Source organism: Enterobacter sp. BIDMC 27 (genome assembly GCF_000534415.1).
Lineage (GTDB): Bacteria > Pseudomonadota > Gammaproteobacteria > Enterobacterales > Enterobacteriaceae > Enterobacter > Enterobacter hormaechei_C.
This window is the reverse complement of sequence record NZ_KI973178.1, coordinates 444866-467797: the sequence shown is the minus strand read 5'-3', so window position 1 is coordinate 467797 and position 22932 is coordinate 444866. Positions and strand designations below refer to the sequence as shown.

At 57.7% G+C, this 22932-nt stretch carries 22 protein-coding genes; 19 read left to right on the top strand and 3 right to left on the bottom strand.

Going from position 1 to position 22932, the window contains the following annotated elements:
• Positions 1-92 precede the first annotated feature (92 nt).
• From rpoH to livJ, 3 genes are all read left to right on the top strand, one after another.
• Positions 93-950, top strand: a complete 858-nt coding sequence (gene rpoH / locus L463_RS20160; RefSeq protein WP_000159624.1) for an RNA polymerase sigma factor RpoH — start codon at positions 93-95, stop codon at positions 948-950.
• 136 nt (positions 951-1086) lie between these two features.
• Positions 1087-2352, top strand: a complete 1266-nt coding sequence (locus tag L463_RS20165) for a 4-aminobutyrate--2-oxoglutarate transaminase (protein WP_032103641.1) — start codon at positions 1087-1089, stop codon at positions 2350-2352.
• Positions 2353-2549: 197 nt separating this feature from the next.
• Entirely contained in the window at positions 2550-3650 is a 1101-nt protein-coding gene (gene livJ, locus L463_RS20170) for a branched chain amino acid ABC transporter substrate-binding protein LivJ (RefSeq protein WP_015571474.1), read from the top strand.
• Between the two features lie 162 nt (positions 3651-3812).
• Here livJ and panM read toward each other — a convergent pair whose 3' ends face one another.
• Positions 3813-4196, bottom strand: a complete 384-nt coding sequence (panM, locus tag L463_RS20175; protein ID WP_015571473.1) for an aspartate 1-decarboxylase autocleavage activator PanM — start codon at positions 4194-4196, stop codon at positions 3813-3815.
• A gap of 424 nt (positions 4197-4620) precedes the next feature.
• Between panM and livK the strand changes: the two genes are divergently transcribed.
• The 10 genes from livK (at position 4621) to ugpQ (ending at position 14713) form a co-directional block, all read left to right on the top strand.
• On the top strand, positions 4621-5730 hold the full coding sequence (livK, locus tag L463_RS20180) for a high-affinity branched-chain amino acid ABC transporter substrate-binding protein LivK (protein ID WP_023295547.1): 1110 nt from the start codon (positions 4621-4623) through the stop codon (positions 5728-5730).
• A 46-nt stretch (positions 5731-5776) separates the two neighbouring features.
• A complete protein-coding gene (gene livH / locus L463_RS20185; protein WP_003861540.1) occupies positions 5777-6703 on the top strand; it encodes a high-affinity branched-chain amino acid ABC transporter permease LivH in 927 nt (308 codons plus the stop codon).
• Positions 6700-7977, top strand: coding sequence for a high-affinity branched-chain amino acid ABC transporter permease LivM (locus L463_RS20190; protein ID WP_003861542.1), 1278 nt, complete (start codon positions 6700-6702; stop codon positions 7975-7977). Before livH ends, L463_RS20190 begins: the two co-directional genes overlap by 4 nt.
• Positions 7974-8738, top strand: a complete 765-nt coding sequence (gene livG / locus L463_RS20195; RefSeq protein ID WP_003861544.1) for a high-affinity branched-chain amino acid ABC transporter ATP-binding protein LivG — start codon at positions 7974-7976, stop codon at positions 8736-8738. The genes L463_RS20190 and livG overlap by 4 nt, the downstream gene beginning before the upstream one ends.
• A 1-nt stretch (position 8739) precedes the next feature.
• On the top strand, positions 8740-9453 hold the full coding sequence (gene livF, locus L463_RS20200; RefSeq protein WP_015571469.1) for a high-affinity branched-chain amino acid ABC transporter ATP-binding protein LivF: 714 nt from the start codon (positions 8740-8742) through the stop codon (positions 9451-9453).
• A gap of 247 nt (positions 9454-9700) precedes the next feature.
• Positions 9701-11017, top strand: coding sequence for a sn-glycerol-3-phosphate ABC transporter substrate-binding protein UgpB (gene ugpB, locus L463_RS20205; RefSeq protein WP_023304564.1), 1317 nt, complete (start codon positions 9701-9703; stop codon positions 11015-11017).
• 157 nt (positions 11018-11174) lie between these two features.
• Positions 11175-12062 carry a sn-glycerol-3-phosphate ABC transporter permease UgpA gene (ugpA, locus tag L463_RS20210; RefSeq protein WP_003861551.1) on the top strand — a complete coding sequence of 296 codons (888 nt, stop codon included), beginning with the start codon at positions 11175-11177 and terminating at the stop codon, positions 12060-12062.
• Entirely contained in the window at positions 12059-12904 is an 846-nt protein-coding gene (gene ugpE, locus L463_RS20215) for a sn-glycerol-3-phosphate ABC transporter permease UgpE (protein ID WP_017693847.1), read from the top strand. Before ugpA ends, ugpE begins: the two co-directional genes overlap by 4 nt.
• A gap of 1 nt (position 12905) precedes the next feature.
• Complete coding sequence (locus L463_RS20220; RefSeq protein ID WP_015571467.1) at positions 12906-13976, top strand: sn-glycerol-3-phosphate import ATP-binding protein UgpC; 1071 nt, start codon at positions 12906-12908, stop codon at positions 13974-13976.
• On the top strand, positions 13973-14713 hold the full coding sequence (gene ugpQ / locus L463_RS20225) for a glycerophosphodiester phosphodiesterase (RefSeq protein WP_017693848.1): 741 nt from the start codon (positions 13973-13975) through the stop codon (positions 14711-14713). Before L463_RS20220 ends, ugpQ begins: the two co-directional genes overlap by 4 nt.
• Here the strand turns inward: ugpQ and L463_RS20230 are convergent.
• A complete protein-coding gene (locus L463_RS20230) occupies positions 14703-15074 on the bottom strand; it encodes a DUF2756 family protein (protein ID WP_017384131.1) in 372 nt (123 codons plus the stop codon). The genes ugpQ and L463_RS20230 overlap by 11 nt on opposite strands.
• Before the next feature lie 122 nt (positions 15075-15196).
• On the opposite strand from L463_RS20230, the gene ggt reads away from it, so the two are divergent.
• Positions 15197-16942, top strand: coding sequence for a gamma-glutamyltransferase (ggt, locus tag L463_RS20235; RefSeq protein WP_015571464.1), 1746 nt, complete (start codon positions 15197-15199; stop codon positions 16940-16942).
• 87 nt (positions 16943-17029) lie between these two features.
• On the opposite strand, the gene yhhY is transcribed toward ggt, so the two are convergent.
• Entirely contained in the window at positions 17030-17518 is a 489-nt protein-coding gene (gene yhhY, locus L463_RS20240; protein WP_015571463.1) for an N-acetyltransferase, read from the bottom strand.
• A gap of 311 nt (positions 17519-17829) precedes the next feature.
• Here yhhY and L463_RS20245 point away from each other — a divergent pair, with 311 nt between their 5' ends.
• The 5 genes from L463_RS20245 to gntU all read left to right on the top strand — a co-directional run bounded on the left by L463_RS20245 (position 17830) and on the right by gntU (position 22771).
• The gene (locus L463_RS20245) at positions 17830-18867 is read left to right on the top strand and encodes an oxidoreductase (RefSeq protein ID WP_017693850.1); all 1038 of its coding nucleotides are present in this window, start codon (positions 17830-17832) and stop codon (positions 18865-18867) included.
• 123 nt (positions 18868-18990) lie between these two features.
• Positions 18991-19686, top strand: coding sequence for a pirin family protein (locus L463_RS20250; protein WP_003861565.1), 696 nt, complete (start codon positions 18991-18993; stop codon positions 19684-19686).
• Between the two features lie 91 nt (positions 19687-19777).
• Positions 19778-20773, top strand: coding sequence for a gluconate operon transcriptional repressor GntR (gene gntR / locus L463_RS20255; protein ID WP_003861567.1), 996 nt, complete (start codon positions 19778-19780; stop codon positions 20771-20773).
• Between the two features lie 126 nt (positions 20774-20899).
• Entirely contained in the window at positions 20900-21427 is a 528-nt protein-coding gene (gntK, locus tag L463_RS20260; RefSeq protein ID WP_003861569.1) for a gluconokinase, read from the top strand.
• A gap of 3 nt (positions 21428-21430) precedes the next feature.
• Positions 21431-22771, top strand: coding sequence for a gluconate transporter (gntU, locus tag L463_RS20265; RefSeq protein ID WP_023295539.1), 1341 nt, complete (start codon positions 21431-21433; stop codon positions 22769-22771).
• Positions 22772-22932: the final 161 nt, after the last annotated feature.

Genomic DNA, 22932 nt, shown 5'->3' with positions numbered 1-22932 from the left:
AGAGTGAATGCTAATCTCGTTGCTCAAACGCTTTGGCATGGTTGTTGCCTGACGGGGACAACCTGGACCAGAAGAAACATTGAGAGGAATGAATGACCAAAGAAATGCAAACTTTAGCTTTAGCCCCTGTTGGTAACCTGGAATCTTACATCCGGGCTGCGAACACCTGGCCGATGTTAACGGCTGAGGAAGAAAAGGAGCTTGCTGAAAAGCTGCATTACCAGGGCGATCTGGAAGCAGCTAAAACGCTGATCCTGTCTCACCTGCGCTTTGTTGTTCACGTTGCTCGTAATTATGCGGGCTACGGCCTGCCGCAGGCGGACCTGATTCAGGAAGGTAACATTGGCCTGATGAAGGCGGTACGTCGCTTTAACCCGGAAGTGGGTGTGCGACTCGTCTCCTTCGCCGTGCACTGGATCAAAGCGGAAATTCACGAATACGTCCTGCGTAACTGGCGTATTGTGAAAGTCGCCACGACGAAAGCGCAGCGCAAACTGTTCTTCAACCTGCGTAAAACCAAGCAGCGTCTGGGCTGGTTCAATCAGGATGAAGTGGAAATGGTGGCGCGCGAGCTGGGCGTTTCCAGCAAAGACGTCCGCGAGATGGAATCCCGTATGGCCGCCCAGGACATGACGTTTGATATGTCTGCCGACGATGACGCGTCCGACAGCCAGCCGATGGCCCCGGTTCTGTATCTACAGGATAAAACCTCTAACTTTGCTGACGGCATTGAAGAGGATAACTGGGAAGACCAGGCGGCGAACAAGCTGACCTTCGCGATGGAAGGCCTCGACGAGCGTAGCCAGGATATTATTCGTGCCCGCTGGCTGGACGAAGATAACAAGTCCACGTTGCAGGAACTGGCCGACCGCTACGGCGTCTCCGCTGAACGTGTGCGTCAGCTTGAGAAAAACGCCATGAAAAAACTTCGCGCCGCTATCGAAGCGTAATTTCCGCGAAGTACACCGAGAACCCTCGAATGCAAATTCGGGGGTTTTGTTTTTTTAGCGCCCGCTCTGGCGAATTTCTTCCCCCTGGCAAACACTTACTGATGCGCTAAGCAGGCGACTTTCAGAGGGTGACAGGGTGAAAAATAACGAACTGAACGACCGGCGTTTACAGGCGACGCCGCGCGGTATCGGCGTCATGTGTAACTTCTATGCCGATAAAGCCGAAAACGCCACGGTGTGGGACGTGGAAGGTAACGAGTATATTGATTTTGCCGCCGGGATCGCCGTGCTGAATACCGGGCATCGCCATCCTAAAGTTATCGCCGCCATCGAAAAACAGCTTCACGCCTTTACCCATACCGCTTATCAAATCGTCCCCTATGAAGGTTATGTGGCGCTTGCCGAGCGCATCAACCAGCGCGTACCCATAGAGGGGCCAGCCAAAACCGCCTTCTTCTCAACGGGGGCGGAAGCGGTCGAAAACGCGGTGAAAATCGCCCGCGCGTACACCAGACGTCCCGGCATTATCACCTTCGGCGGCGCGTTCCACGGCCGTACCTTTATGACCATGGCGATGACCGGCAAAGTGGCGCCCTATAAGCTCGGCTTCGGCCCGTTCCCCGGCTCGGTGTACCACGCGCAATTCCCCAACAGCCTGCACGGGGTTAGTACCGCCGAAGCGCTAAAAAGCCTGGAGCGCATCTTCAAAGCCGATATCGCGCCCGATCAGGTGGCGGCAATCATTATTGAACCGGTTCAGGGCGAGGGCGGGTTCAACGTCGCGCCCACTGATTTTATGCAGGCGCTGCGTGCCCTGTGCGATACCCACGGGATTTTACTGATTGCCGACGAAGTGCAAACCGGCTTCGCTCGTACCGGCAAGCTGTTCTCCATGGAAAACCACTGCGTGAAGCCCGATCTGATCACCATGGCGAAAAGCCTGGCGGGCGGGATGCCGCTCTCTGCCGTCTCTGGCCGGGCGGAGGTGATGGATGCGCCCGCCCCGGGCGGTCTGGGCGGAACCTACGCGGGTAACCCGCTGGCGATTGCGGCGGCCCATGCGGTGCTGGATGTGATTGACGAGGACGATCTCTGCACCCGCGCGGCGCATCTCGGGCATCATCTGGTCGAGGTGCTGAATAAAGCGAAGGATGGCTGTCCGTATATCGCCGATATCCGTGGGCAGGGCTCGATGGTGGCGGTAGAATTTACCGATCCGCAAACCGGACAGCCGTCGCCCGAATTTACCCGTCAGGTTCAGGAGCGCGCGTTGAACGAAGGGCTGCTGCTTTTGAGCTGCGGCGTTTACGGCAACGTTATTCGCTTCCTCTACCCGCTCACCATCCCCGAAGTGCAGTTCCGTAAAGCGCTGGATATTATTTCCGCCTCGCTGACACGATAAAGCCAAAAGCCCGGCTGAAATGACAGTTGGGCTTATCATATTTTCATTTCAAATTAGCTATTCCAAAATCATAAAAATGGGGTATGTTTTAGCAGAGTATGCTGAAAAAGCGCGAACAGCACGCCTATAACTGAAATAAAGCGCTACACAACAACATCACAACAATCGTTATAACCATAATAATGGGGAATCTCAGGATGAACATGAAGGGTAAAGCGTTACTGGCAGGATGTATCGCGTTGGCATTCAGCACTATGGCCCAGGCCGATATTAAAGTGGCCGTGGTGGGCGCGATGTCCGGTCCGGTAGCACAGTACGGCGACCAGGAATTTACCGGCGCGGAACAGGCGGTTGCAGACATTAATGCTAAGGGCGGCATCAAGGGCGAAAAGCTGCAAATCGTAAAATATGACGATGCCTGTGACCCGAAACAGGCGGTCGCGGTGGCGAACAAAGTGGTAAACGACGGGATCAAATACGTTATCGGTCACCTGTGCTCCTCTTCCACCCAGCCCGCGTCTGACATCTACGAAGACGAAGGCATTCTGATGATCACGCCGGCCGCGACGGCGCCAGAGCTGACCGCGCGCGGCTATAAGCTGATCCTGCGTACCACCGGTCTGGACTCCGATCAGGGGCCAACCGCCGCGAAATATATCGTGGAAAAAGTGAAGCCGCAGCGCATCGCGATTGTTCATGACAAACAGCAGTACGGCGAAGGCCTGGCCCGTGCGGTGCAGGATAACCTGAAAAAAGCGAACGCCAACGTGGTGTTCTTTGACGGTATCACCGCCGGTGAGAAAGACTTCTCGACCCTGGTCGCGCGTCTGAAGAAAGAAAATATCGATTTCGTTTACTACGGCGGCTACCACCCGGAAATGGGGCAGATCCTGCGCCAGGCGCGTGCGGCGGGTCTGAAGACGCAGTTCATGGGGCCAGAAGGTGTCGCGAACGTTTCCCTGTCTAATATCGCGGGTGAATCCGCTGAAGGGCTGCTGGTGACCAAACCGAAGAACTACGACCAGGTGCCTGCGAACAAACCTGTTGTCGATGCCATCAAGGCGAAGAAACAGGATCCAAGTGGTGCGTTCGTCTGGACCACCTACGCAGCGTTGCAGTCTCTGCAAGCGGGCCTGAACCAGTCAGCCGATCCGGCGGAGATTGCCACCTGGCTGAAAGCGAACTCGGTGGAAACCGTGATGGGGCCGCTGTCCTGGGATGAGAAGGGCGATTTGAAGGGCTTCGAGTTCGGCGTGTTTGACTGGCATGCCAACGGCACGGCGACTGACGCAAAATAAACGTAAAAAGGCAACGCAAGTTGCCTTTTTTAATGTTTTCTCCCTCTCCCCGTGGGAGAGGGCCGGGGTGAGGGCATCAGCCCGCTCAGCCCTCTTTTGCCCGGTGGCGCTTCGCTTACCGGGCCTACTATGAGCACCTCGCAGCCGCCACCCGGCTTTCTTTTAGCGCTTCTCCCACCCGTTCGCCTGCGCCGTAAACCCTAACGCCTGCATAAACGCCGCCATCACGCCGCGATCCTCTACGCCCACGTCGGCCATCCACCAGGAGGTTACGCTCGGGTTTTCGCGGATCACCTCTTCAATCAAATACTGCCCGACCCCGCGACGACGGGTCACGTCGCGCACGCGCAGGGAGTCCAGCGCCCCTTCCGTGCCGCTCAGCGTTACGCGGACGGCGGCCAGCAGACGTTCATTAAAACGCGCGGCATAGATGCGGTGGTTTTCATCGACGGCCAGCGATGAAGGGGAATATTCCGGCCAGATCTTGCCCAGGTCGATACGATCCTGGTCGCTAAAGGTCACCAGACGCACGATAGTCAGTTTCATTAGCTGCTTGTCCAAATCAAAAAGAGTAGGGCCAGTGTACTCAATTTATTTGCTCAGGCGCTTTCTCTTTTTCTTCCCATTTACCAGGTGATTAGTTTTTTGGCAGCGCGATGGGCAGTTTGAAAACACATGGATCGAAAAATAAGCAGAATTTTAACCTGAAGGGCAGTGATTTATTCGGCGCTTTGTACCGTTATTTTATGCTGCAAACCGCGCTTTTATTTGTTTATCTCCGCCTGATTTCAGAATATTATCTTTGCTTAATCGCCTGAAAAATAGAGATTTTAGTCTGGTTTTTGACAAAAAACTGCGCTAAACCATTAAAGGCACTGGTAAAAATAGCGTTGTTCATAAAAAGTACAGAATGCTTTTTAACCATAATAAAACAAAATATAAACATGACATCACGAATGGGGATTCAGAGATGAAAAGGAACGCGAAGACGTTAATCGCGGGGATGGTCGCACTGTCGATCTCGCATGCCGCTATGGCAGACGACATTAAAGTTGCGGTAGTGGGGGCGATGTCCGGCCCTGTTGCCCAGTGGGGTGACATGGAGTTCAACGGCGCGCGTCAGGCCATCAAAGATATCAACGCCAAAGGCGGCATCAAAGGCGACAAGCTGGTAGGCGTGGAGTATGACGACGCCTGCGATCCTAAACAGGCCGTCGCGGTCGCCAACAAAATCGTTAACGACGGTATCCAGTACGTCATCGGGCACCTGTGTTCTTCCTCCACGCAGCCTGCGTCTGATATCTACGAAGACGAAGGCATTCTGATGATCACCCCGGGTGCCACCAACCCGGAACTGACCCAGCGCGGCTACCAGCACATCATGCGTACCGCCGGTCTGGACTCCTCTCAGGGGCCAACCGCCGCCAAATACATCCTCGAAACCGTTAAGCCGCAGCGTATCGCCATCATTCATGATAAACAGCAGTACGGCGAAGGCCTGGCGCGTTCCGTACAGGACGGCCTGAAAAAAGGCGGCGCAAACATCGTCTTCTTCGACGGCATTACCGCTGGTGAGAAAGACTTCTCCGCGCTGATCGCCCGCCTGCAAAAAGAGAATATCGACTTCGTTTACTACGGCGGCTACTACCCGGAAATGGGGCAGATGCTGCGCCAGGCGCGCGCCACCGGCCTGAAAACCCAGTTTATGGGGCCAGAGGGCGTCGGTAATGCCTCCCTGTCCAACATCGCGGGCGATTCTGCCGAAGGCATGCTGGTGACGATGCCAAAACGCTATGACCAGGATCCGGCGAATAAGGCTATCGTGGATGCGCTCAAGGCGCAGAAGAAAGATCCGAGCGGTCCGTACGTCTGGATCACCTACGCGGCCGTGCAGTCTCTGGCCACCGCGCTGGACCGTACCGGCAGTAAAGAGCCGCTGGATCTGGTGAAAGATTTAAAAGCACACGGGGCGAACACCGTGATTGGGCCGCTGAACTGGGATGAGAAAGGCGATCTGAAGGGATTTGAGTTTGGTGTCTTTAAGTGGCACGCCGACGGGTCTTCCTCGGTCGCCAAATAATCATCCCACCGCCCGGCTCACCGGGCGGGTATAAAAAGGTTTTCTTATGTCCGAGCAGTTTCTCTACTTCTTGCAGCAGATGTTTAACGGCGTCACGCTGGGAAGCACCTACGCGCTGATCGCCATCGGCTACACGATGGTTTACGGCATTATCGGCATGATCAACTTCGCCCACGGCGAGGTGTACATGATCGGTAGCTACGTCTCCTTTATGATTATCGCCGCGCTGATGATGATGGGCATCGACAGCAGCTGGCTGCTGGTGGCCGCCGGGTTTGTCGGCGCGATTGTGATCGCCAGCGCCTACGGCTGGAGTATTGAACGGGTGGCCTACCGGCCGGTGCGCAGCTCCAAACGCCTGATCGCGCTAATCTCCGCCATCGGTATGTCCATTTTCCTGCAAAACTACGTCAGCCTGACCGAAGGTTCACGCGACGTGGCGCTGCCAAGCCTGTTTAACGGCCAGTGGATTGTGGGGGCCAGCGAAAACTTCTCTGCCTCTGTCACCACCATGCAGCTGGTGATCTGGGTTGTGACCTTTATTGCCATGCTGGCCCTGACCCTGTTCATCCGCTACTCCCGCATGGGACGCGCCTGCCGCGCCTGCGCGGAAGATCTGAAGATGGCGAGCCTGCTCGGGATTAACACCGACCGCGTGATTGCCCTGACCTTCGTGATCGGCGCAGCGATGGCGGCGGTGGCTGGCGTGTTGCTCGGCCAGTTCTACGGCGTAATCAACCCGTACATCGGCTTTATGGCCGGGATGAAAGCCTTCACCGCGGCGGTACTGGGCGGCATCGGCAGCATTCCGGGCGCGATGATCGGCGGCCTGATCCTGGGCGTGGCCGAAGCGCTCTCCTCGGCGTACCTGAGCACCGAATATAAAGATGTGGTGTCGTTTGCCCTGCTGATTCTGGTGCTGCTGGTCATGCCTACCGGTATTCTGGGCCGTCCGGAGGTAGAGAAAGTATGAAACCGATGCATTTTGCGATGGCGCTGCTCTCTGCCGCCATGTTCTTCGTCCTGGCGGGCGTCTTTATGGGCGTCCAGTTAGGACTGGACGGCACGAAGCTGGTGGTGGATACCGCTCCCGACATCCGCTGGCAGTGGGTGTTTATCGGCACCGCGGTGGTGTTCTTGTTCCAGCTGTTGCGTCCGCTGTTCCAGAAGACGCTGAAAAACGTCTCCGGGCCGAAATTCGTCCTGCCGGCGATCGACGGTACAACGGTGAAACAGAAGCTGTTCCTGGTGGCGCTGCTGGTGGCTGCCGTAGCGTGGCCGTTTATGGTCTCGCGCGGGACGGTGGATATTGCCACCCTGACCATGATCTACGTGATTCTGGGGCTCGGTCTGAACGTGGTGGTGGGGCTGTCTGGCCTGCTGGTGCTGGGCTACGGCGGGTTCTACGCCATCGGCGCTTACACCTTCGCGCTGCTGAACCACTATTACGGCCTCGGCTTCTGGACCTGTCTGCCGCTGGCGGGGCTGGTCTCTGCCGCGGCGGGCTTCCTGCTCGGCTTCCCGGTGCTGCGCCTGCGCGGTGACTATCTGGCGATTGTGACCTTAGGCTTCGGCGAAATCGTCCGTATTCTGCTGCTCAACAATACCGAAGTGACCGGCGGTCCGAACGGCATCAGCCAGATCCCGAAACCGACCTTCTTCGGCCTGGAGTTCAGCCGTACCGCCCGTGAAGGCGGCTGGGATACCTTCAGCAATTTCTTTGGCATCAAGTACGATCCGTCCGACCGCGTGATCTGGCTCTATCTGGTGGCGCTGCTGCTGGTGGTGATTACCCTGTTCGTGATCAACCGTCTGCTGCGCATGCCGCTGGGCCGCGCCTGGGAAGCGCTGCGCGAAGATGAAATCGCCTGCCGCTCCCTGGGCCTGAACCCGACCCGCATCAAGCTGACCGCATTTACCATCAGCGCCGCGTTTGCCGGTTTCGCCGGGACGCTGTTTGCCGCACGTCAGGGCTTCGTCAGCCCGGAATCGTTCACCTTTGCCGAATCCGCCTTTGTGCTGGCGATTGTGGTGCTCGGCGGAATGGGCTCGCAGTTCGCCGTGATCCTCGCGGCTATCCTGCTGGTGGTCTCCCGCGAGCTGATGCGCGACTTTAACGAATACAGCATGTTAATGCTGGGTGGTTTGATGGTGCTGATGATGATCTGGCGTCCGCAGGGTCTGCTGCCGATGACCCGTCCACAGCTGAAGCTGAAACGCACACAGGCGAAAGGAGAGCAGGCATGAAGCCTTTATTATCCGTTAACGGCCTGATGATGCGCTTTGGCGGCCTGCTGGCGGTCAACAATGTGAATCTGGATCTGCACAAGAAAGAGATTGTCTCCCTGATTGGCCCGAACGGCGCGGGAAAAACCACGGTCTTTAACTGTTTGACCGGCTTCTACAAGCCGACGGGCGGCACCATCATGCTGCGCGACCAGCACCTTGAAGGGCTGCCGGGCCAGCAGATTGCCCGCATGGGCGTGGTGCGCACCTTCCAGCACGTGCGTCTGTTCCGCGAGATGACGGTGATTGAGAACCTGCTGGTGGCACAGCATCAGCAGCTGAAAACCGGGCTGTTCTCCGGCCTGCTGAAAACCCCGGCCTTTCGCCGCACGCAGGAGGAGGCGCTCGACCGCGCCGCGACCTGGCTCGACCGTATCGGCCTGCTCCAGCACGCCAACCGCCAGGCGAGCAACCTCGCTTACGGGGATCAGCGTCGCCTTGAGATCGTGCGCTGCATGGTGACCCAGCCGGAGATCCTGATGCTCGACGAACCAGCGGCAGGTCTCAATCCGAAAGAGACCAAAGAGCTGGACGAGCTGATTGCCGAGCTGCGCGACCATCACGACACCACCATCCTGCTGATTGAGCATGACATGAAGCTGGTGATGGGCATTTCGGACCGTATCTACGTGGTAAACCAGGGCACGCCGCTGGCAAACGGCACGCCGGAAGAGATCCGCAACAACCCGGACGTGATCCGCGCATACCTTGGTGAGGCATAAGATGGAAAAAGCGATGTTAACGTTCGACAAGGTCAACGCGCACTACGGCAAGATCCAGGCGCTGCACGACGTCAGCCTGCACATCAATCAGGGCGAAATCGTCACCCTGATTGGCGCCAACGGCGCGGGTAAAACCACGCTGCTCGGCACCCTGTGCGGCGACCCGCGCGCCACCAGCGGGCGGATTGTGTTTGACGGCAAAGATATTACCGACTGGCAGACGGCTAAGATCATGCGTGAAGCGGTGGCGATTGTCCCGGAAGGGCGCCGCGTATTCTCCCGCATGACGGTGGAAGAGAACCTGGCGATGGGCGGTTTCTTCGCCCATCGGGATGAATTCCAGACCCGCATCAAGTGGGTGTACGAACTCTTCCCGCGCCTGTGGGAGCGTCGTATTCAGCGAGCGGGCACCATGTCCGGCGGCGAGCAGCAGATGCTGGCGATTGGCCGCGCGCTGATGAGCCAGCCGCGCCTGCTGCTGCTGGACGAGCCGTCGCTTGGTCTTGCGCCGATCATTATCCAGCAGATCTTCGACACCATCGAGCAGTTGCGTAAAGAGGGGATGACCATCTTCCTCGTCGAGCAGAACGCCAACCAGGCGCTGAAGCTCGCCGACCGTGGCTACGTGCTGGAGAACGGGCGCGTGGTGCTCTCCGATACCGGTGACGCGCTGCTGGCGAACGAGGCGGTGCGGAGTGCGTACCTCGGAGGCTAAGCCGTCTGTGTTGCCCGGTGGCGCTGCGCTTACCGGGCCTACAGGGATCGACCAGGCCGGGTAAGGCGTAGCCGCCACCCGGCTTTTTTAACCACTAAACCCCTTCACACAACCATCATCCCCCTGACGCCTGGCTGTCACTTATCTGTAAACAAACAGTTATTTTTCTGTCATTCGAGCATGTCATGTTACCTCGCGAGCATAAAACGCGTGATATCGCGCATCCGGCACAATAAGAGAGATGACAATGACATCGTTACGACACACAGCTTTGGGTCTGGCACTGGGTCTGGCTTTTGCGACGAACGCAATGGCTGTGACCACCATTCCGTTCTGGCATTCCATGGAAGGGGAGTTGGGTAAAGAGGTTGACTCCCTGGCGCAGCGTTTCAACGACACCCACCCGGATTACAAAATTGTGCCGGTGTACAAAGGCAACTACGAGCAGAGCCTGAGCGCGGGCATCGCCGCCTTCCGTACCGGTAACGCGCCTGCGCTGTTACAGGTTTATGAAGTGGGCACCGCCACCATGATGGCCTCCAAAGCCATCAAGCCGGTCTATGAAGTGTTCAAAGAAGCGGGCATTAACTTCGATGAATCCCAGTTCGTACCGACCGTCTCCGGTTATTACACCGATTCCAGAACCGGCCACCTGCTGTCCCAGCCGTTTAACAGCTCCACGCCGGTGCTGTACTACAACAAAGACGCCTTCAAAAAAGCCGGTTTAGATCCGGAGCAGCCGCCAAAAACCTGGCAGGATCTGGCGGAGTACACCGCGAAGCTGAAAGCGGCGGGGATGAAGTGCGGCTACGCCAGCGGCTGGCAGGGCTGGATCCAGATTGAAAACTTCAGCGCCTGGCACGGGCTGCCGGTTGCCACCCAAAATAACGGCTTCGACGGTACCGACGCGGTGCTGGAGTTCAACAAGCCGGAGCAGGTGAAGCACATCGCGCTGCTGGAAGCACTCAACAAGAAGGGCGACTTCAGCTACTTCGGGCGTAAAGACGAATCCACCGAGAAGTTCTACAACGGCGACTGTGCCATTACTACCGCCTCGTCCGGCTCGCTGGCGGATATACGTCACTATGCCAAATTCAACTACGGCGTGGGCATGATGCCGTACGACGCTGACGTGAAGGGCGCGCCGCAAAACGCCATCATCGGCGGGGCGAGCCTGTGGGTGATGCAGGGTAAAGACAACGGCACCTACAAAGGCGTGGCCGAGTTCCTCGACTTCCTGGCGAAGCCGGAAAACGCCGCCGAGTGGCACCAGAAGACCGGCTATCTGCCGATCACCAAAGCCGCGTACGACCTGACCCGCGAGCAGGGCTTCTATAGCAAAAACCCAGGGGCGGACATCGCGACGCGCCAGATGCTGAACAAGCCGCCGTTGCCGTTCACCAAGGGTCTGCGTCTGGGCAACATGCCGCAGATCCGCACCATCGTGGATGAAGAGCTGGAAAGCGTGTGGACCGGTAAGAAAACGCCACAGCAGGCGCTGGACGCTGCGGTAGAGCGCGGGAATCAGCTGCTGCGCCGCTTTGAGCAGTCGACGAAATCGTAATCCGTGATTCGCCCGGTGACGCGTAGCGATCCGGGCCTACGGGGATCGTGCGGGCTGATGCCCTCACCCCAACCCTCTCCCACGGGGAGAGGGAGAAATATTTGTAGGCCGGGTAAGGCGTAGCCGCCACCCGGCATTGTTCAGGAACCTAATCTCAATGTCCTCATCCCGTCCGGTGTTCCGTTCCCGCTGGCTGCCGTACCTGTTGGTCGCACCGCAGCTGGTCATCACCGTTATCTTCTTTATCTGGCCTGCGGGCGAAGCGCTGTGGTACTCGGTACAAAGCGTCGATCCGTTCGGGCTTTCCAGCCAGTTTGTCGGGCTGGACAACTTTACCGCGCTGTTCCACGACAGCTACTACCTGGACTCCTTCTGGACGACGATCAAATTCAGTGCGCTGGTCACCGTGAGCGGTCTTGTCGCGTCGCTGTTTTTCGCCGCGCTGGTGGATTACGTGGTGCGCGGCAGCCGTCTGTATCAGACCCTGATGCTGCTGCCCTACGCCGTGGCTCCTGCCGTGGCCGCCGTGCTGTGGATCTTCCTGTTTAACCCAGGGCGCGGGCTGATTACCCACTTCCTGGGCGAGTTTGGCTACGACTGGAACCACGCTCAGAACAGCGGTCAGGCGATGTTCCTGGTGGTGTTCGCCTCGGTGTGGAAGCAGATCAGCTATAACTTCCTGTTTTTCTTTGCCGCGCTACAGTCTATCCCGCGTTCGCTGGTGGAGGCCGCCGCCATCGACGGCGCAGGGCCGGTGCGCCGCTTCTTCCGCCTGTCGCTGCCGCTGATCGCCCCGGTGAGTTTCTTCCTACTGGTGGTTAACCTCGTGTACGCCTTCTTCGATACCTTCCCGGTGATCGACGCGGCGACCGCAGGCGGTCCGGTGCAGGCGACAACGACGCTGATCTACAAGATCTACCGCGAAGGCTTTGCGGGGTTGGATCTCTCCGCTTCTGCCGCGCAGTCGGTGGTGCTGATGTTCCTCGTCATCATCCTCACGGTGGTGCAGTTCCGCTATGTCGAAAGTAAGGTGCGCTACCAATGATTGAGAACCGTCGCGGGCTGACGATTTTCAGCCATACCATGCTGATTTTAGGGATTATCGTCATCCTGTTCCCACTGTACGTGGCCTTCGTCGCCGCCACGCTGGACACCAAAGCGGTGTTCGACACGCCGATGACGCTGATCCCAGGCGGGCAGCTTTTCGAGAACATGAAAACTATCTGGACCCAGGGCGTGGGCGCCAACAGCGCGCCGTTCTGGCTGATGATGCTCAACAGCTTCATCATGGCGTTTGGCATCACCGTCGGCAAAATTACGGTGTCGATGCTCTCAGCGTTCGCCATCGTCTGGTTCCGCTTTCCGCTGCGTAACCTGTTTTTCTGGATGATTTTCATCACCCTGATGCTGCCGGTAGAGGTGCGTATCTTCCCGACGGTGGAGGTGATCGCCAACCTGAAGATGCTCGACAGCTACGCGGGCTTAACCCTGCCGCTGATGGCCTCGGCGACCGCCACCTTCCTGTTCCGCCAGTTCTTTATGACCCTGCCGGATGAGTTGATTGAAGCCGCGCGCATCGACGGGGCCTCGCCGATGCGCTTCTTCCGCGACATCGTGCTGCCGCTGTCGAAAACCAACCTCGCGGCGCTGTTTGTGATCACCTTTATCTACGGCTGGAACCAGTATCTGTGGCCGTTGCTGATCGTTCAGGACGTCAACCTCGGCACCGCCGTGGCAGGCATTAAAGGCATGATCGCCACCGGCGAAGGCACCACCCTCTGGAACCAGGTGATGGCGGCGATGCTGCTCACCCTTATCCCACCCGTAGTCATTGTTTTAGCCATGCAGCGCGCGTTTGTCCGCGGCCTGGTCGATAGCGAGAAATAAGATGGCAGGTTTAAAATTACAGGCAGTTACCAAAAGCTGGGACGGTAAAACCCAGGTCATTCAGCCGCTGACGCTCGACGTGGCGGACGGGGAATTTATCGTGATGGTCGGCCCGTCCGGCTGCGGAAAATCCACCCTGCTGCGTATGGTGGCGGGGCTGGAGCGCGTAACGTCCGGGGATATCTGGATTGACCGCCAGCGCGTCACCGAGATGGAACCCAAAGATCGCGGTATCGCGATGGTGTTCCAGAACTACGCCCTCTATCCGCACATGAGCGTGGAAGAGAACATGGCCTGGGGGCTGAAAATTCGCGGTATGGGCAAAGGTCATATCGACGAGCGCGTAAAAGAGGCCGCGCGCATTCTGGAGCTGGACGGCCTGCTTAAGCGCCGCCCGCGCGAGCTCTCCGGCGGCCAGCGTCAGCGCGTGGCGATGGGGCGCGCCATCGTGCGCGACCCGGCGGTATTCCTGTTCGACGAACCGCTGTCAAACCTCGACGCCAAACTGCGCGTGCAGATGCGCCTTGAGCTACAGCAGCTGCATCGCCGCCTGAAAACCACGTCCCTCTATGTGACTCACGATCAGGTTGAAGCCATGACCCTCGCCCAGCGCGTGATGGTGATGAACAAAGGCATCGCCGAGCAGATTGGCACCCCGGTGGAGGTCTACGAAAAACCGGCCAGCCGTTTTGTGGCGAGCTTTATCGGCAGCCCGGCGATGAACCTGCTGGACGGGCGGATCAATACGGCGGGAACCCACTTCGAGCTGGAAAGCGGGATGGCGTTGCCGATCAACTGGTACTATCGTGGCTACGCCGGGCGTAAGATGACTCTCGGTATCCGCCCGGAGCATATTGGTTTGACGTCTCAGGCGGACGGCGGCGTGCCGCTGGTGATGGATACGCTGGAGATGCTGGGCGCAGACAACCTGGCGCACGGGCGCTGGGGCGAGCAAAAGCTGGTGGTGCGCCTGCCGCATCAGGAGCGCCCGAAGGCAGGCAGCACGCTGTGGCTGCATATGCCGGAAAATCACCTGCACTTATTTGACGGTGAAACAGGACAACGAGTATGAGCAACTGGCCTTACCCCCACATCGTCGCCCACCGTGGCGGCGGTAAACTGGCGCCGGAAAACACCCTGGCGGCAATTGACGTTGGCGCGCGCTACGGCCACACGATGATCGAGTTCGACGCGAAGCTGTCGAAGGACGGCGAAATTTTCCTGCTGCACGACGATAATCTCGAACGCACCAGCAACGGCTGGGGCGTGGCGGGCGAACTGCCGTGGCGTGACCTGCTGAAGGTGGATGCCGGTAGCTGGTACAGCGGCGAATTTAAAGGCGAACCGCTGCCGCTGCTGGCGGAAGTGGCGGACCGCTGTCGTCAACACGGCATGATGGCCAACATCGAAATCAAACCAACCACCGGCACCGGGCCGCTGACGGGTAAAGTGATTGCCCTCGCCGCGCGCGAGCTGTGGGAAGGGATGACCCCGCCGCTGTTGTCGTCCTTTGACATCGACGCGCTGGAAGCCGCACAGGCTGCCGTACCGGAGTTGCCGCGCGGGCTGCTGCTGGATGAGTGGCGAGAAGACTGGCGCGCGCTGACGACCTTCTTAGGCTGCGTGTCGATCCACCTCAACCATAAGCTGCTGGATGAAGTGCGCGTGACGCTGTTGAAGGAGGCCGGTCTGCATATCCTGGTGTATACCGTCAATAAACCCCAGCGTGCAGCCGAGCTGCTGCGCTGGGGCGTGGACAGCATCTGTACCGATGCGATTGACCAGATTGGGCCGAACTTTATTTATTAAGCATACTGCCGTTCTGCTGGGTCGGCAGCATATGCTGCTGACCGCTGCTTTGCGACACCCCGCCCCCTAACATCCCACCGTTTGAGTTTGGCAGCGGCTGCTCCCGCATCTGGCCCTGCTGCACGCGCTGGGTGTTGGTATTCATCTGGTTTTGCAGGTGCTGCTGCTGCACCTGGGTCTGCGTTTTTAACTGCTGATTGAGCATCCCTTTCTGCTGCTGTTGCTGGCTCATCATCTCCGTCTGCATACGCTGCTGGCTCGGAATGACGTAGCCCGGCTGGTTCGGGTTGTTCAGGGTGTTGATTGGCTGTGCGAGCGCGGCGAACGGAAGCAGCGCGGTCAGGATCAGTAATCGTTTCATGGTTATCTCCTCCTTTGAGGCTTCTCTTAAGTTTACCCTGATTCCGGCATAACGATGATTTTTTAAGAGTTGTGAACCAGGCTTAAGCGGGGAATATGGGCCCCTTCACCTGGAGAACAATAATGATGAAACCAACCTTTTTGCGCTGGGTCGCCATCGCTGCGCTGATGGCAGGCGGCACATTTACCGTGGCGGCCAACCCGCCCGCCGCTCCTCCGGTCTCTTACGGCGTGGAGGAGGATGTTTTTCACCCCGTACGGGCGACGCACGGCATGGTGGCCTCGGTTGACGCGCTGGCAACGCAGGTGGGCGTCGATATTCTTAAACAGGGCGGTAACGCGGTGGATGCGGCGGTCGCGGTGGGATATGCGCTGGCGGTGACGCATCCACAGGCGGGGAACCTGGGCGGCGGCGGGTTTATGATGCTGCGCACCAAAGACGGTAAAACCACGGCCATCGACTTCCGTGAGATGGCGCCGAACCAGGCCTCCCGCGATATGTTCCTCGACGATCAGGGCAATCCGGACAGTAAAAAGTCTCTGACCTCGCACCTTGCCTCCGGCACGCCGGGCACCGTTGCGGGCTTCTCGCTGGCGCTGGAAAAATACGGCACGCTGCCGCTGAATAAAGTGGTGCAGCCAGCCATCAAGCTGGCGCGCGACGGCTTCGTCGTCAACGACGCGCTGGCGGACGACCTCAAAACCTACGGCAGCGAAGTTATTCCCAATCATGAGAACAGCAAGGCTATCTTCTGGAAAGACGGCGAGCCGCTGAAAAAGGGCGATAAGCTGGTGCAGAAGGACCTCGCAAAAAGTCTCGAACTGATTGCCGAAAACGGTCCGGACGCCTTCTATAAGGGGCCGATTGCCGATCAGATTGCCGATGAGATGCAGAAGAACGGCGGGCTGATCACCAAAGCGGATCTGGCGGAATATAAGGCGGTGGAGCGCGAGCCGATCAGCGGCACCTATCGCGGCTACGAGGTCTTCTCCATGCCGCCGCCGTCCTCCGGGGGCATTCACATCGTGCAGATCCTCAATATTCTGGAAAACTTCGATATGCACAAGTTCGGCTTCGGTAGTGCCGATGCCATGCAGGTGATGGCGGAGGCGGAGAAGCGCGCCTACGCTGACCGCTCGGAATACCTTGGCGATCCGGACTTCGTGAAGGTGCCGTGGCAGGCGCTGACCAACAAAGCCTATGCCAAATCGATTGCCGACGAGATCGACATCAATAAGGCTAAGCCGTCGAGCGAGATCCGCCCGGGCAAGCTGGCGCCGTATGAAAGTAACCAGACCACCCACTTCTCGGTGGTGGATAAAGACGGTAACGCGGTGGCGGTGACGTACACGCTTAACACCACTTTCGGCACCGGGATTGTGGCGGGCAACAGCGGTATTTTGCTGAACAACGAGATGGATGACTTCTCTGCCAAACCGGGCGTGCCGAACGTCTACGGCCTGGTCGGCGGCGATGCGAATGCGGTCGGGCCGAAGAAGCGCCCGCTGTCGTCCATGTCGCCCACCATCGTGGTGAAAGACGGCAAAACCTGGCTGGTGACCGGCAGCCCTGGCGGGAGCCGGATTATCACAACCGTGCTGCAAATGGTGGTGAACAGTATCGACTTTGGGATGAACGTCGCCGAAGCGACCAATGCGCCGCGTTTCCACCACCAGTGGCTGCCGGACGAGCTGCGCGTGGAGAAGGGCTTTAGCCCGGACACCCTCAAGCTGCTTGAGCAGCGCGGGCAGAAGGTGGCGGTGAAGGAGGCGATGGGCAGCACCCAGAGCATTATGGTCGGGCCGGACGGGGCGCTATTTGGCGCATCGGACCCGCGTTCGGTGGATGATTTAACGGCGGGGTATTGATTTTTTTGCCCGGTGGCGCTGCGCTTACCGGGCCTACAACGGCACGAACGTAGGCCGGGTAAGGCGAAGCCGCCACCCGGCAACAAACTACTTCATACGCGCCATATAATACGCATCCACATACTCGCCGTTGCGCAGGGCGTAGCGCCTGCCGGTGCCTTCAATCTCAAACCCGTGCTTTTTGTACACCGCGATTGCCGGTTCGTTATCCACAAACACCGTTAACTCGATGCGGTCGACGCGCAGCCAGTTGTCGCACATATCGATCATGGTGCGAATCAGTGCGCTGGCCACGCCGCGGTTATGCCACTGCGCGCCAACGCAGATACCGAAATCTGCAACGTGGCTGCGGCGTGGTCGCTGGGCGACATCAATGGTGAGGTGGCCGACCACGATATCATCAATGCAGGCAACCAGCTGTTTAATGCCCGGCTGTTCGCCTAGCCGCATTTGCCACATTTCCATTGAAGGATGAGGAACCTGTAGCGTGTTGTGGTACACCTCCGGCTGGGCGTGGATCTGACGAATGGCGTCGTAATCTTTCGGTTCAGCGTGGCGTATCACTATTTCACTCATTCCTTGTTCCTCAGTCAGTTAAAAGTCCCCTCCAACATCAGTGACTTTAAAAGTTGAGTCAATCGCTATTTTTTGCAAAAAGTGTTGGACAAGTGCGAATGAGAATGATTATTATTGCTCTGCATTCAGGAAGACCTCCTACGGGAACCTGAAAGCACGACATTGCTCACATTGCTTCCAGTATTACTTTAGCCAGCTTCTCGCTGGCTTTTTTTTTGCCCTTTTTCTCCCTCTCCCTGTGGGAGAGGGCTGGGGTGAGGGCAAAACATGCGCTATGGTAAAACTCAGTAACCTTCCAAAAGGACTGAGCCATGACACTACATTGTGCATTTATTGGATTTGGCAAAAGCACCACGCGTTACCACCTTCCGTATGTTCTTAACCGAAAAGAGACCTGGCACGTGGCCCATATCTATCGCCGCCGCGCGAAGCCAGAAGAGCAGTCTCCGCAGTATTCCCATATTCATTTCACCAGCGATCTTGATGAGGTGCTTAACGACCCGCAGGTGAAGCTGGTGGTGGTCTGTACCCACGCCGACAGCCACTTTGACTACGCGAAACGCGCGCTGGAAGCAGGTAAAAACGTGCTGGTGGAAAAGCCGTTCACCCCGACCATCGCCGAAGCGAAGGAGCTGTTCGCGCTGGCGAAAAGCAAAGGGCTGACCGTCACGCCGTACCAGAACCGTCGCTTTGACAGCTGCTTCCTGACGGCAAAAAAGGCAATTGAAAGCGGCAAACTCGGCGAGATCGTGGAAATCGAAAGCCACTTCGATTACTACCGCCCGGTGGCGGAAACCCAGCCCGGACTGCCGCAGGACGGATCTTTCTACGGTCTCGGTGTGCACACCATGGACCAGATCATCTCCTTGTTTGGCCGCCCGGACCACGTGGCGTATGACATCCGCAGCCTGCGCAATAAGGCCAACCCGGACGATACCTTTGAAGCGCAGCTGTTCTACGGCGACCTGAAAGCCATCGTAAAAACCAGCCATCTGGTGAAAATCGACTACCCGAAATTTATCGTTCACGGCAAGAAAGGCTCCTTTATCAAGTACGGTATTGACCAACAGGAGACCAGCCTGAAGGCCAATATCATGCCGGGTGAACCGGGCTTTGCGGCAGATGATTCCGTGGGCGTGCTGGAGTACGTGAACGACGAGGGCCTGGCGGTCAGGGAAGAGCTGAAGCCGGAAACGGGCGACTATGGACGCGTCTACGATGCGCTGTATGACACCCTCACCACCGGCGCGCCGAATTATGTCAAGGAATCTGACGTTCTGACCAATCTGGAAATCCTTGAGCGGGCCTTTGAACAGGCTTCTCCTGCCACGGTAACCCTCGCCAGATAAGCAAAAACGGCTCCTCTGCGCTTGTTCTAAATTTTTGAACAGAGGAGTCAATTTTCACCCTCTATGATCCCAGGGCGTTTGCGTCCACACTTACTCCATCGAAACGAACTGAGGGTGAAAACAATGATCTACTTACGCAAAGCAAACGAACGTGGTCACGCGAATCATGGCTGGCTGGACTCATGGCATTCATTCTCGTTTGCCGACTACTACGACCCGAACTTTATGGGCTTCTCCGCACTGCGCGTGATTAACGACGACGTGATTGATGCAGGCCAGGGCTTCGGTACCCACCCGCACAAAGACATGGAAATCCTGACCTATGTGCTGGAAGGGGCGGTTGAGCACCAGGACAGCATGGGCAACAAAGAGCAGGTTCCGGCGGGCGAGTTCCAGATTATGAGCGCGGGTACCGGGGTGCGTCACTCTGAGTACAACCCGAGCAAAACGGAAAAACTGCACCTGTATCAAATCTGGATCATTCCAGAAGAGACCGGCATCACGCCACGCTACGAGCAGCGCCGCTTCGACGCGAAACAGGGCAAACAGCTGGTGCTGTCCCCGGATGCGCGTGAAGGTTCCCTGAAAGTGCATCAGGATATGGAGCTGTACCGCTGGGCGCTGGCGAAAGATGAACAGTCTGTACACCAGATTGCCGCTAACCGCCGCGTGTGGATCCAGGTGGTGAAAGGTGAAGTGTCCATCAACGGCACCAAAGCGACAACCGCCGATGGCCTGGCAGTCTGGGATGAGCAGGCGCTCTCCGTGCATGCCGACAGCGAAAGTGAAATTCTGCTGTTTGACCTGCCGCCGGTCTAAATAATTTCTCAACCTTCCCTTTAAACGGGGAAGGTTGAGCTTTGTCCGTGATAAACTGAGCAAATCTCTCACTTCAAGATTTCTCAGGACGATGAAAAAGAAACGCCCCGTACTTCAGGATGTCGCCGATCGCGTCGGTGTGACCAAAATGACGGTCAGCCGTTTTTTACGTAACCCGGAACAGGTTTCCGTGGCGTTGCGTGGCAAGATTGCCGCCGCCCTTGATGAACTGGGTTATATCCCCAACCGCGCGCCCGATATTCTCTCCAATGCGACCAGCCGTGCGGTGGGCGTCCTGCTTCCTTCCTTAACCAACCAGGTATTCGCCGAAGTGCTGCGTGGCATTGAAAGCGTCACCGATGCGTTTGGCTATCAGACCATGCTCGCCCACTACGGGTACAAGCCGGAACTGGAAGAGGAACGTCTTGAATCGATGCTTTCCTGGAACATCGACGGCCTGATTTTAACGGAACGTACTCACACCCCGCGCACGCTGAAAATGATTGAAGTGGCAGGCATTCCGGTGGTGGAACTGATGGACAGCCAGTCGCCGTGCCTCGACATCGCCGTGGGGTTCGATAACTTTGAAGCGGCGCGTCAGATGACGGCGGCGATCATCGCCCGCGGTCATCGCCATGTGGCCTATCTGGGTGCGCGTCTGGATGAACGTACTATCATCAAACAGAAGGGATACGAGCAGGCGATGCTCGACGCCGGTTTAACCCCGTACAGCGTGATGGTGGAGCAATCTTCTTCTTACACGTCGGGTATTGAGCTGATGCGTCAGGCGCGACGCGAGTATCCGCAACTGGACGGTATTTTCTGCACCAACGATGACCTTGCGGTCGGCGCCGCGTTTGAGTGCCAGCGTCTGGGTTTAAAAATCCCGGATGATATGGCGATTGCCGGCTTCCACGGCCACGACATTGGCCAGGTGATGGAGCCGCGTCTGGCGAGCGTCCTGACCCCGCGTGAACGCATGGGCCGCATTGGCGCAGAACGCCTGCTGGCGCGCATTCGTGGTGAGGCAGTTACCCCGAAAATGTTAGATTTAGGTTTCACCTTGTCACCGGGTGGATCTATTTAATCCGACAAATTTGAAGTAGCTCACACTTATTCACTTCGCGCACGTTTGGATATTGCTTCTCATATGCCCCGGCAGGACAATGTTACCGATAACTGTTACCCGTAACAATTGACTGAGGGACACCCTTTGAGCACGACTAATCACGATCACCACGTTTACGTCCTGATGGGCGTGTCCGGTAGCGGTAAATCTGCCGTGGCGAGCGAAGTGGCGCATCAACTCCAGGCTGCGTTTCTTGATGGTGACTTCCTCCATCCGCGCAGCAACATCATGAAAATGGCTTCCGGCGAGCCGCTGAACGACGACGACCGCAAACCATGGTTGCAGGCGCTGAATGACGCCGCGTTCGCGATGCAGCGCACCAATAAAGTCTCCCTGATCGTCTGTTCCGCACTGAAAAAAACCTATCGCGACCTGCTGCGCGACGGCAACCCGAACCTCTCTTTCATCTACCTGAAAGGTGATTTCGGGGTGATTGAAAGCCGCCTGAAGGCGCGTAAAGGCCACTTCTTCAAAACCCAAATGCTGGTAACGCAGTTCGAAGCGTTGCAGGAGCCGGGAGCTGACGAACAGGATGTCTTAGTGGTTGATATCGATCAGCCGCTGGAAGGTGTTGTTGCCAGCACCATCGAGGTTATTAATAAAAGGCAGTAAGTTTTGAGTACATTAACGCTAGTTTTGACAGCAGTGGGTTCCGTATTGCTGCTGCTGTTTTTAGTGATGAAGGCGCGTATGCACGCCTTTGTGGCTTTGATGGTGGTTTCTATTGGTGCCGGTCTCTTTTCCGGCATGCCGCTCGACAAAATCGCGGCGACGATGGAAAAAGGGATGGGCGGCACGCTCGGCTTCCTGGCCATTGTGGTGGCGCTGGGCGCGATGTTTGGCAAGATTTTGCACGAGACGGGCGCGGTCGATCAGATTGCGGTCAAGATGCTGAAATCCTTCGGGCACAGCCGTGCGCACTACGCGATTGGTCTGGCCGGTCTGATTTGCGCGCTGCCGCTGTTCTTTGAAGTGGCCGTTGTGCTGCTGATTAGCGTGGCGTTCTCCATGGCGCGGCATACTGGTACCAACCTCGTGAAGCTGGTCATTCCGCTGTTTGCGGGCGTGGCGGCGGCGGCGGCGTTCCTGCTGCCGGGGCCTGCGCCGATGCTGCTGGCCTCCCAGATGCATGCTGACTTTGGCTGGATGATCCTGATTGGCCTGTGCGCGGCAATTCCGGGGATGATTATCGCTGGTCCGCTGTGGGGCAACTTCATCAGCCGTTACGTTGAGCTGCACATTCCGGATGACATCTCCGAGCCGCACCTGGGCGAGGGAAAAATGCCGTCCTTCGGCTTCAGCCTGTCGCTGATCCTGCTGCCGCTGGTGCTGGTGGGCCTGAAAACCATCGCTGCGCGCTTTGTGCCGGTGGGGTCAACCGCTTACGAATGGTTCGAATTTATTGGTCATCCGTTCACCGCGATCCTGGTGGCGTGTTTGGTAGCAATTTACGGCCTGGCGATGCGTCAGGGCATGCCGAAAGACCGCGTGATGGAGATCTGCGGCGCCGCGCTGCAACCGGCGGGGATTATCCTGCTGGTGATCGGGGCGGGCGGCGTGTTCAAGCAGGTGCTGGTGGATTCCGGCGTTGGCCCGGCGCTGGGCGAAGCGCTGACCGGGATGGGGCTGCCGATTGCAGTCACCTGTTTCGTGCTGGCCGCGGCGGTACGTATCATTCAGGGCTCCGCGACCGTAGCGTGCTTAACCGCCGTGGGTCTGGTGATGCCGGTGATTGAACAGCTGAACTACTCCGGTGCGCAGATGGCGGCGCTCTCTATCTGTATCGCGGGTGGCTCGATTGTGGTTTCTCACGTTAACGACGCGGGCTTCTGGCTGTTCGGTAAATTTACCGGCGCAACCGAAGCGCAAACCCTTAAAACCTGGACGCTGATGGAAACCATCCTCGGCACGACGGGTGCGATTGTCGGGATGATTGCGTTTACGTTGCTGAGCTAATCCCGGTTTACTCCCTCTCCCTGTGGGAGAGGGGGGGGGTGAGGGCATCAGGCCACACCCTAAAATAAAATTTCGTTTTGCGAGCCACCTTCCAGAGCCTCTCTTGTCACCCCGTCCCCAACGCAGTATCTTCTTGCCGCGCCTGCAAAATCAGGCGTCAG

What these genes read in the sequence shown, in the direction of transcription:
- ggt (WP_015571464.1), top strand. Translation starts at nt 15,197, where the DNA reads ATGATGAAACCAACCTTTTTGCGCTGGGTCGCCATCGCTGCGCTGATG.
- gntR (WP_003861567.1), top strand. Translation starts at nt 19,778, where the DNA reads ATGAAAAAGAAACGCCCCGTACTTCAGGATGTCGCCGATCGCGTCGGT.
- yhhY (WP_015571463.1), bottom strand. Translation starts at nt 17,518, where the DNA reads ATGAGTGAAATAGTGATACGCCACGCTGAACCGAAAGATTACGACGCC.
- ugpB (WP_023304564.1), top strand. Translation starts at nt 9,701, where the DNA reads ATGACATCGTTACGACACACAGCTTTGGGTCTGGCACTGGGTCTGGCT.
- ugpA (WP_003861551.1), top strand. Translation starts at nt 11,175, where the DNA reads ATGTCCTCATCCCGTCCGGTGTTCCGTTCCCGCTGGCTGCCGTACCTG.
- rpoH (WP_000159624.1), top strand. Translation starts at nt 93, where the DNA reads ATGACCAAAGAAATGCAAACTTTAGCTTTAGCCCCTGTTGGTAACCTG.
- panM (WP_015571473.1), bottom strand. Translation starts at nt 4,196, where the DNA reads ATGAAACTGACTATCGTGCGTCTGGTGACCTTTAGCGACCAGGATCGT.
- ugpQ (WP_017693848.1), top strand. Translation starts at nt 13,973, where the DNA reads ATGAGCAACTGGCCTTACCCCCACATCGTCGCCCACCGTGGCGGCGGT.
- L463_RS20250 (WP_003861565.1), top strand. Translation starts at nt 18,991, where the DNA reads ATGATCTACTTACGCAAAGCAAACGAACGTGGTCACGCGAATCATGGC.
- L463_RS20190 (WP_003861542.1), top strand. Translation starts at nt 6,700, where the DNA reads ATGAAACCGATGCATTTTGCGATGGCGCTGCTCTCTGCCGCCATGTTC.
- livH (WP_003861540.1), top strand. Translation starts at nt 5,777, where the DNA reads ATGTCCGAGCAGTTTCTCTACTTCTTGCAGCAGATGTTTAACGGCGTC.
- L463_RS20220 (WP_015571467.1), top strand. Translation starts at nt 12,906, where the DNA reads ATGGCAGGTTTAAAATTACAGGCAGTTACCAAAAGCTGGGACGGTAAA.
- livG (WP_003861544.1), top strand. Translation starts at nt 7,974, where the DNA reads ATGAAGCCTTTATTATCCGTTAACGGCCTGATGATGCGCTTTGGCGGC.
- livJ (WP_015571474.1), top strand. Translation starts at nt 2,550, where the DNA reads ATGAACATGAAGGGTAAAGCGTTACTGGCAGGATGTATCGCGTTGGCA.
- ugpE (WP_017693847.1), top strand. Translation starts at nt 12,059, where the DNA reads ATGATTGAGAACCGTCGCGGGCTGACGATTTTCAGCCATACCATGCTG.
- livF (WP_015571469.1), top strand. Translation starts at nt 8,740, where the DNA reads ATGGAAAAAGCGATGTTAACGTTCGACAAGGTCAACGCGCACTACGGC.
- L463_RS20230 (WP_017384131.1), bottom strand. Translation starts at nt 15,074, where the DNA reads ATGAAACGATTACTGATCCTGACCGCGCTGCTTCCGTTCGCCGCGCTC.
- livK (WP_023295547.1), top strand. Translation starts at nt 4,621, where the DNA reads ATGAAAAGGAACGCGAAGACGTTAATCGCGGGGATGGTCGCACTGTCG.
- L463_RS20245 (WP_017693850.1), top strand. Translation starts at nt 17,830, where the DNA reads ATGACACTACATTGTGCATTTATTGGATTTGGCAAAAGCACCACGCGT.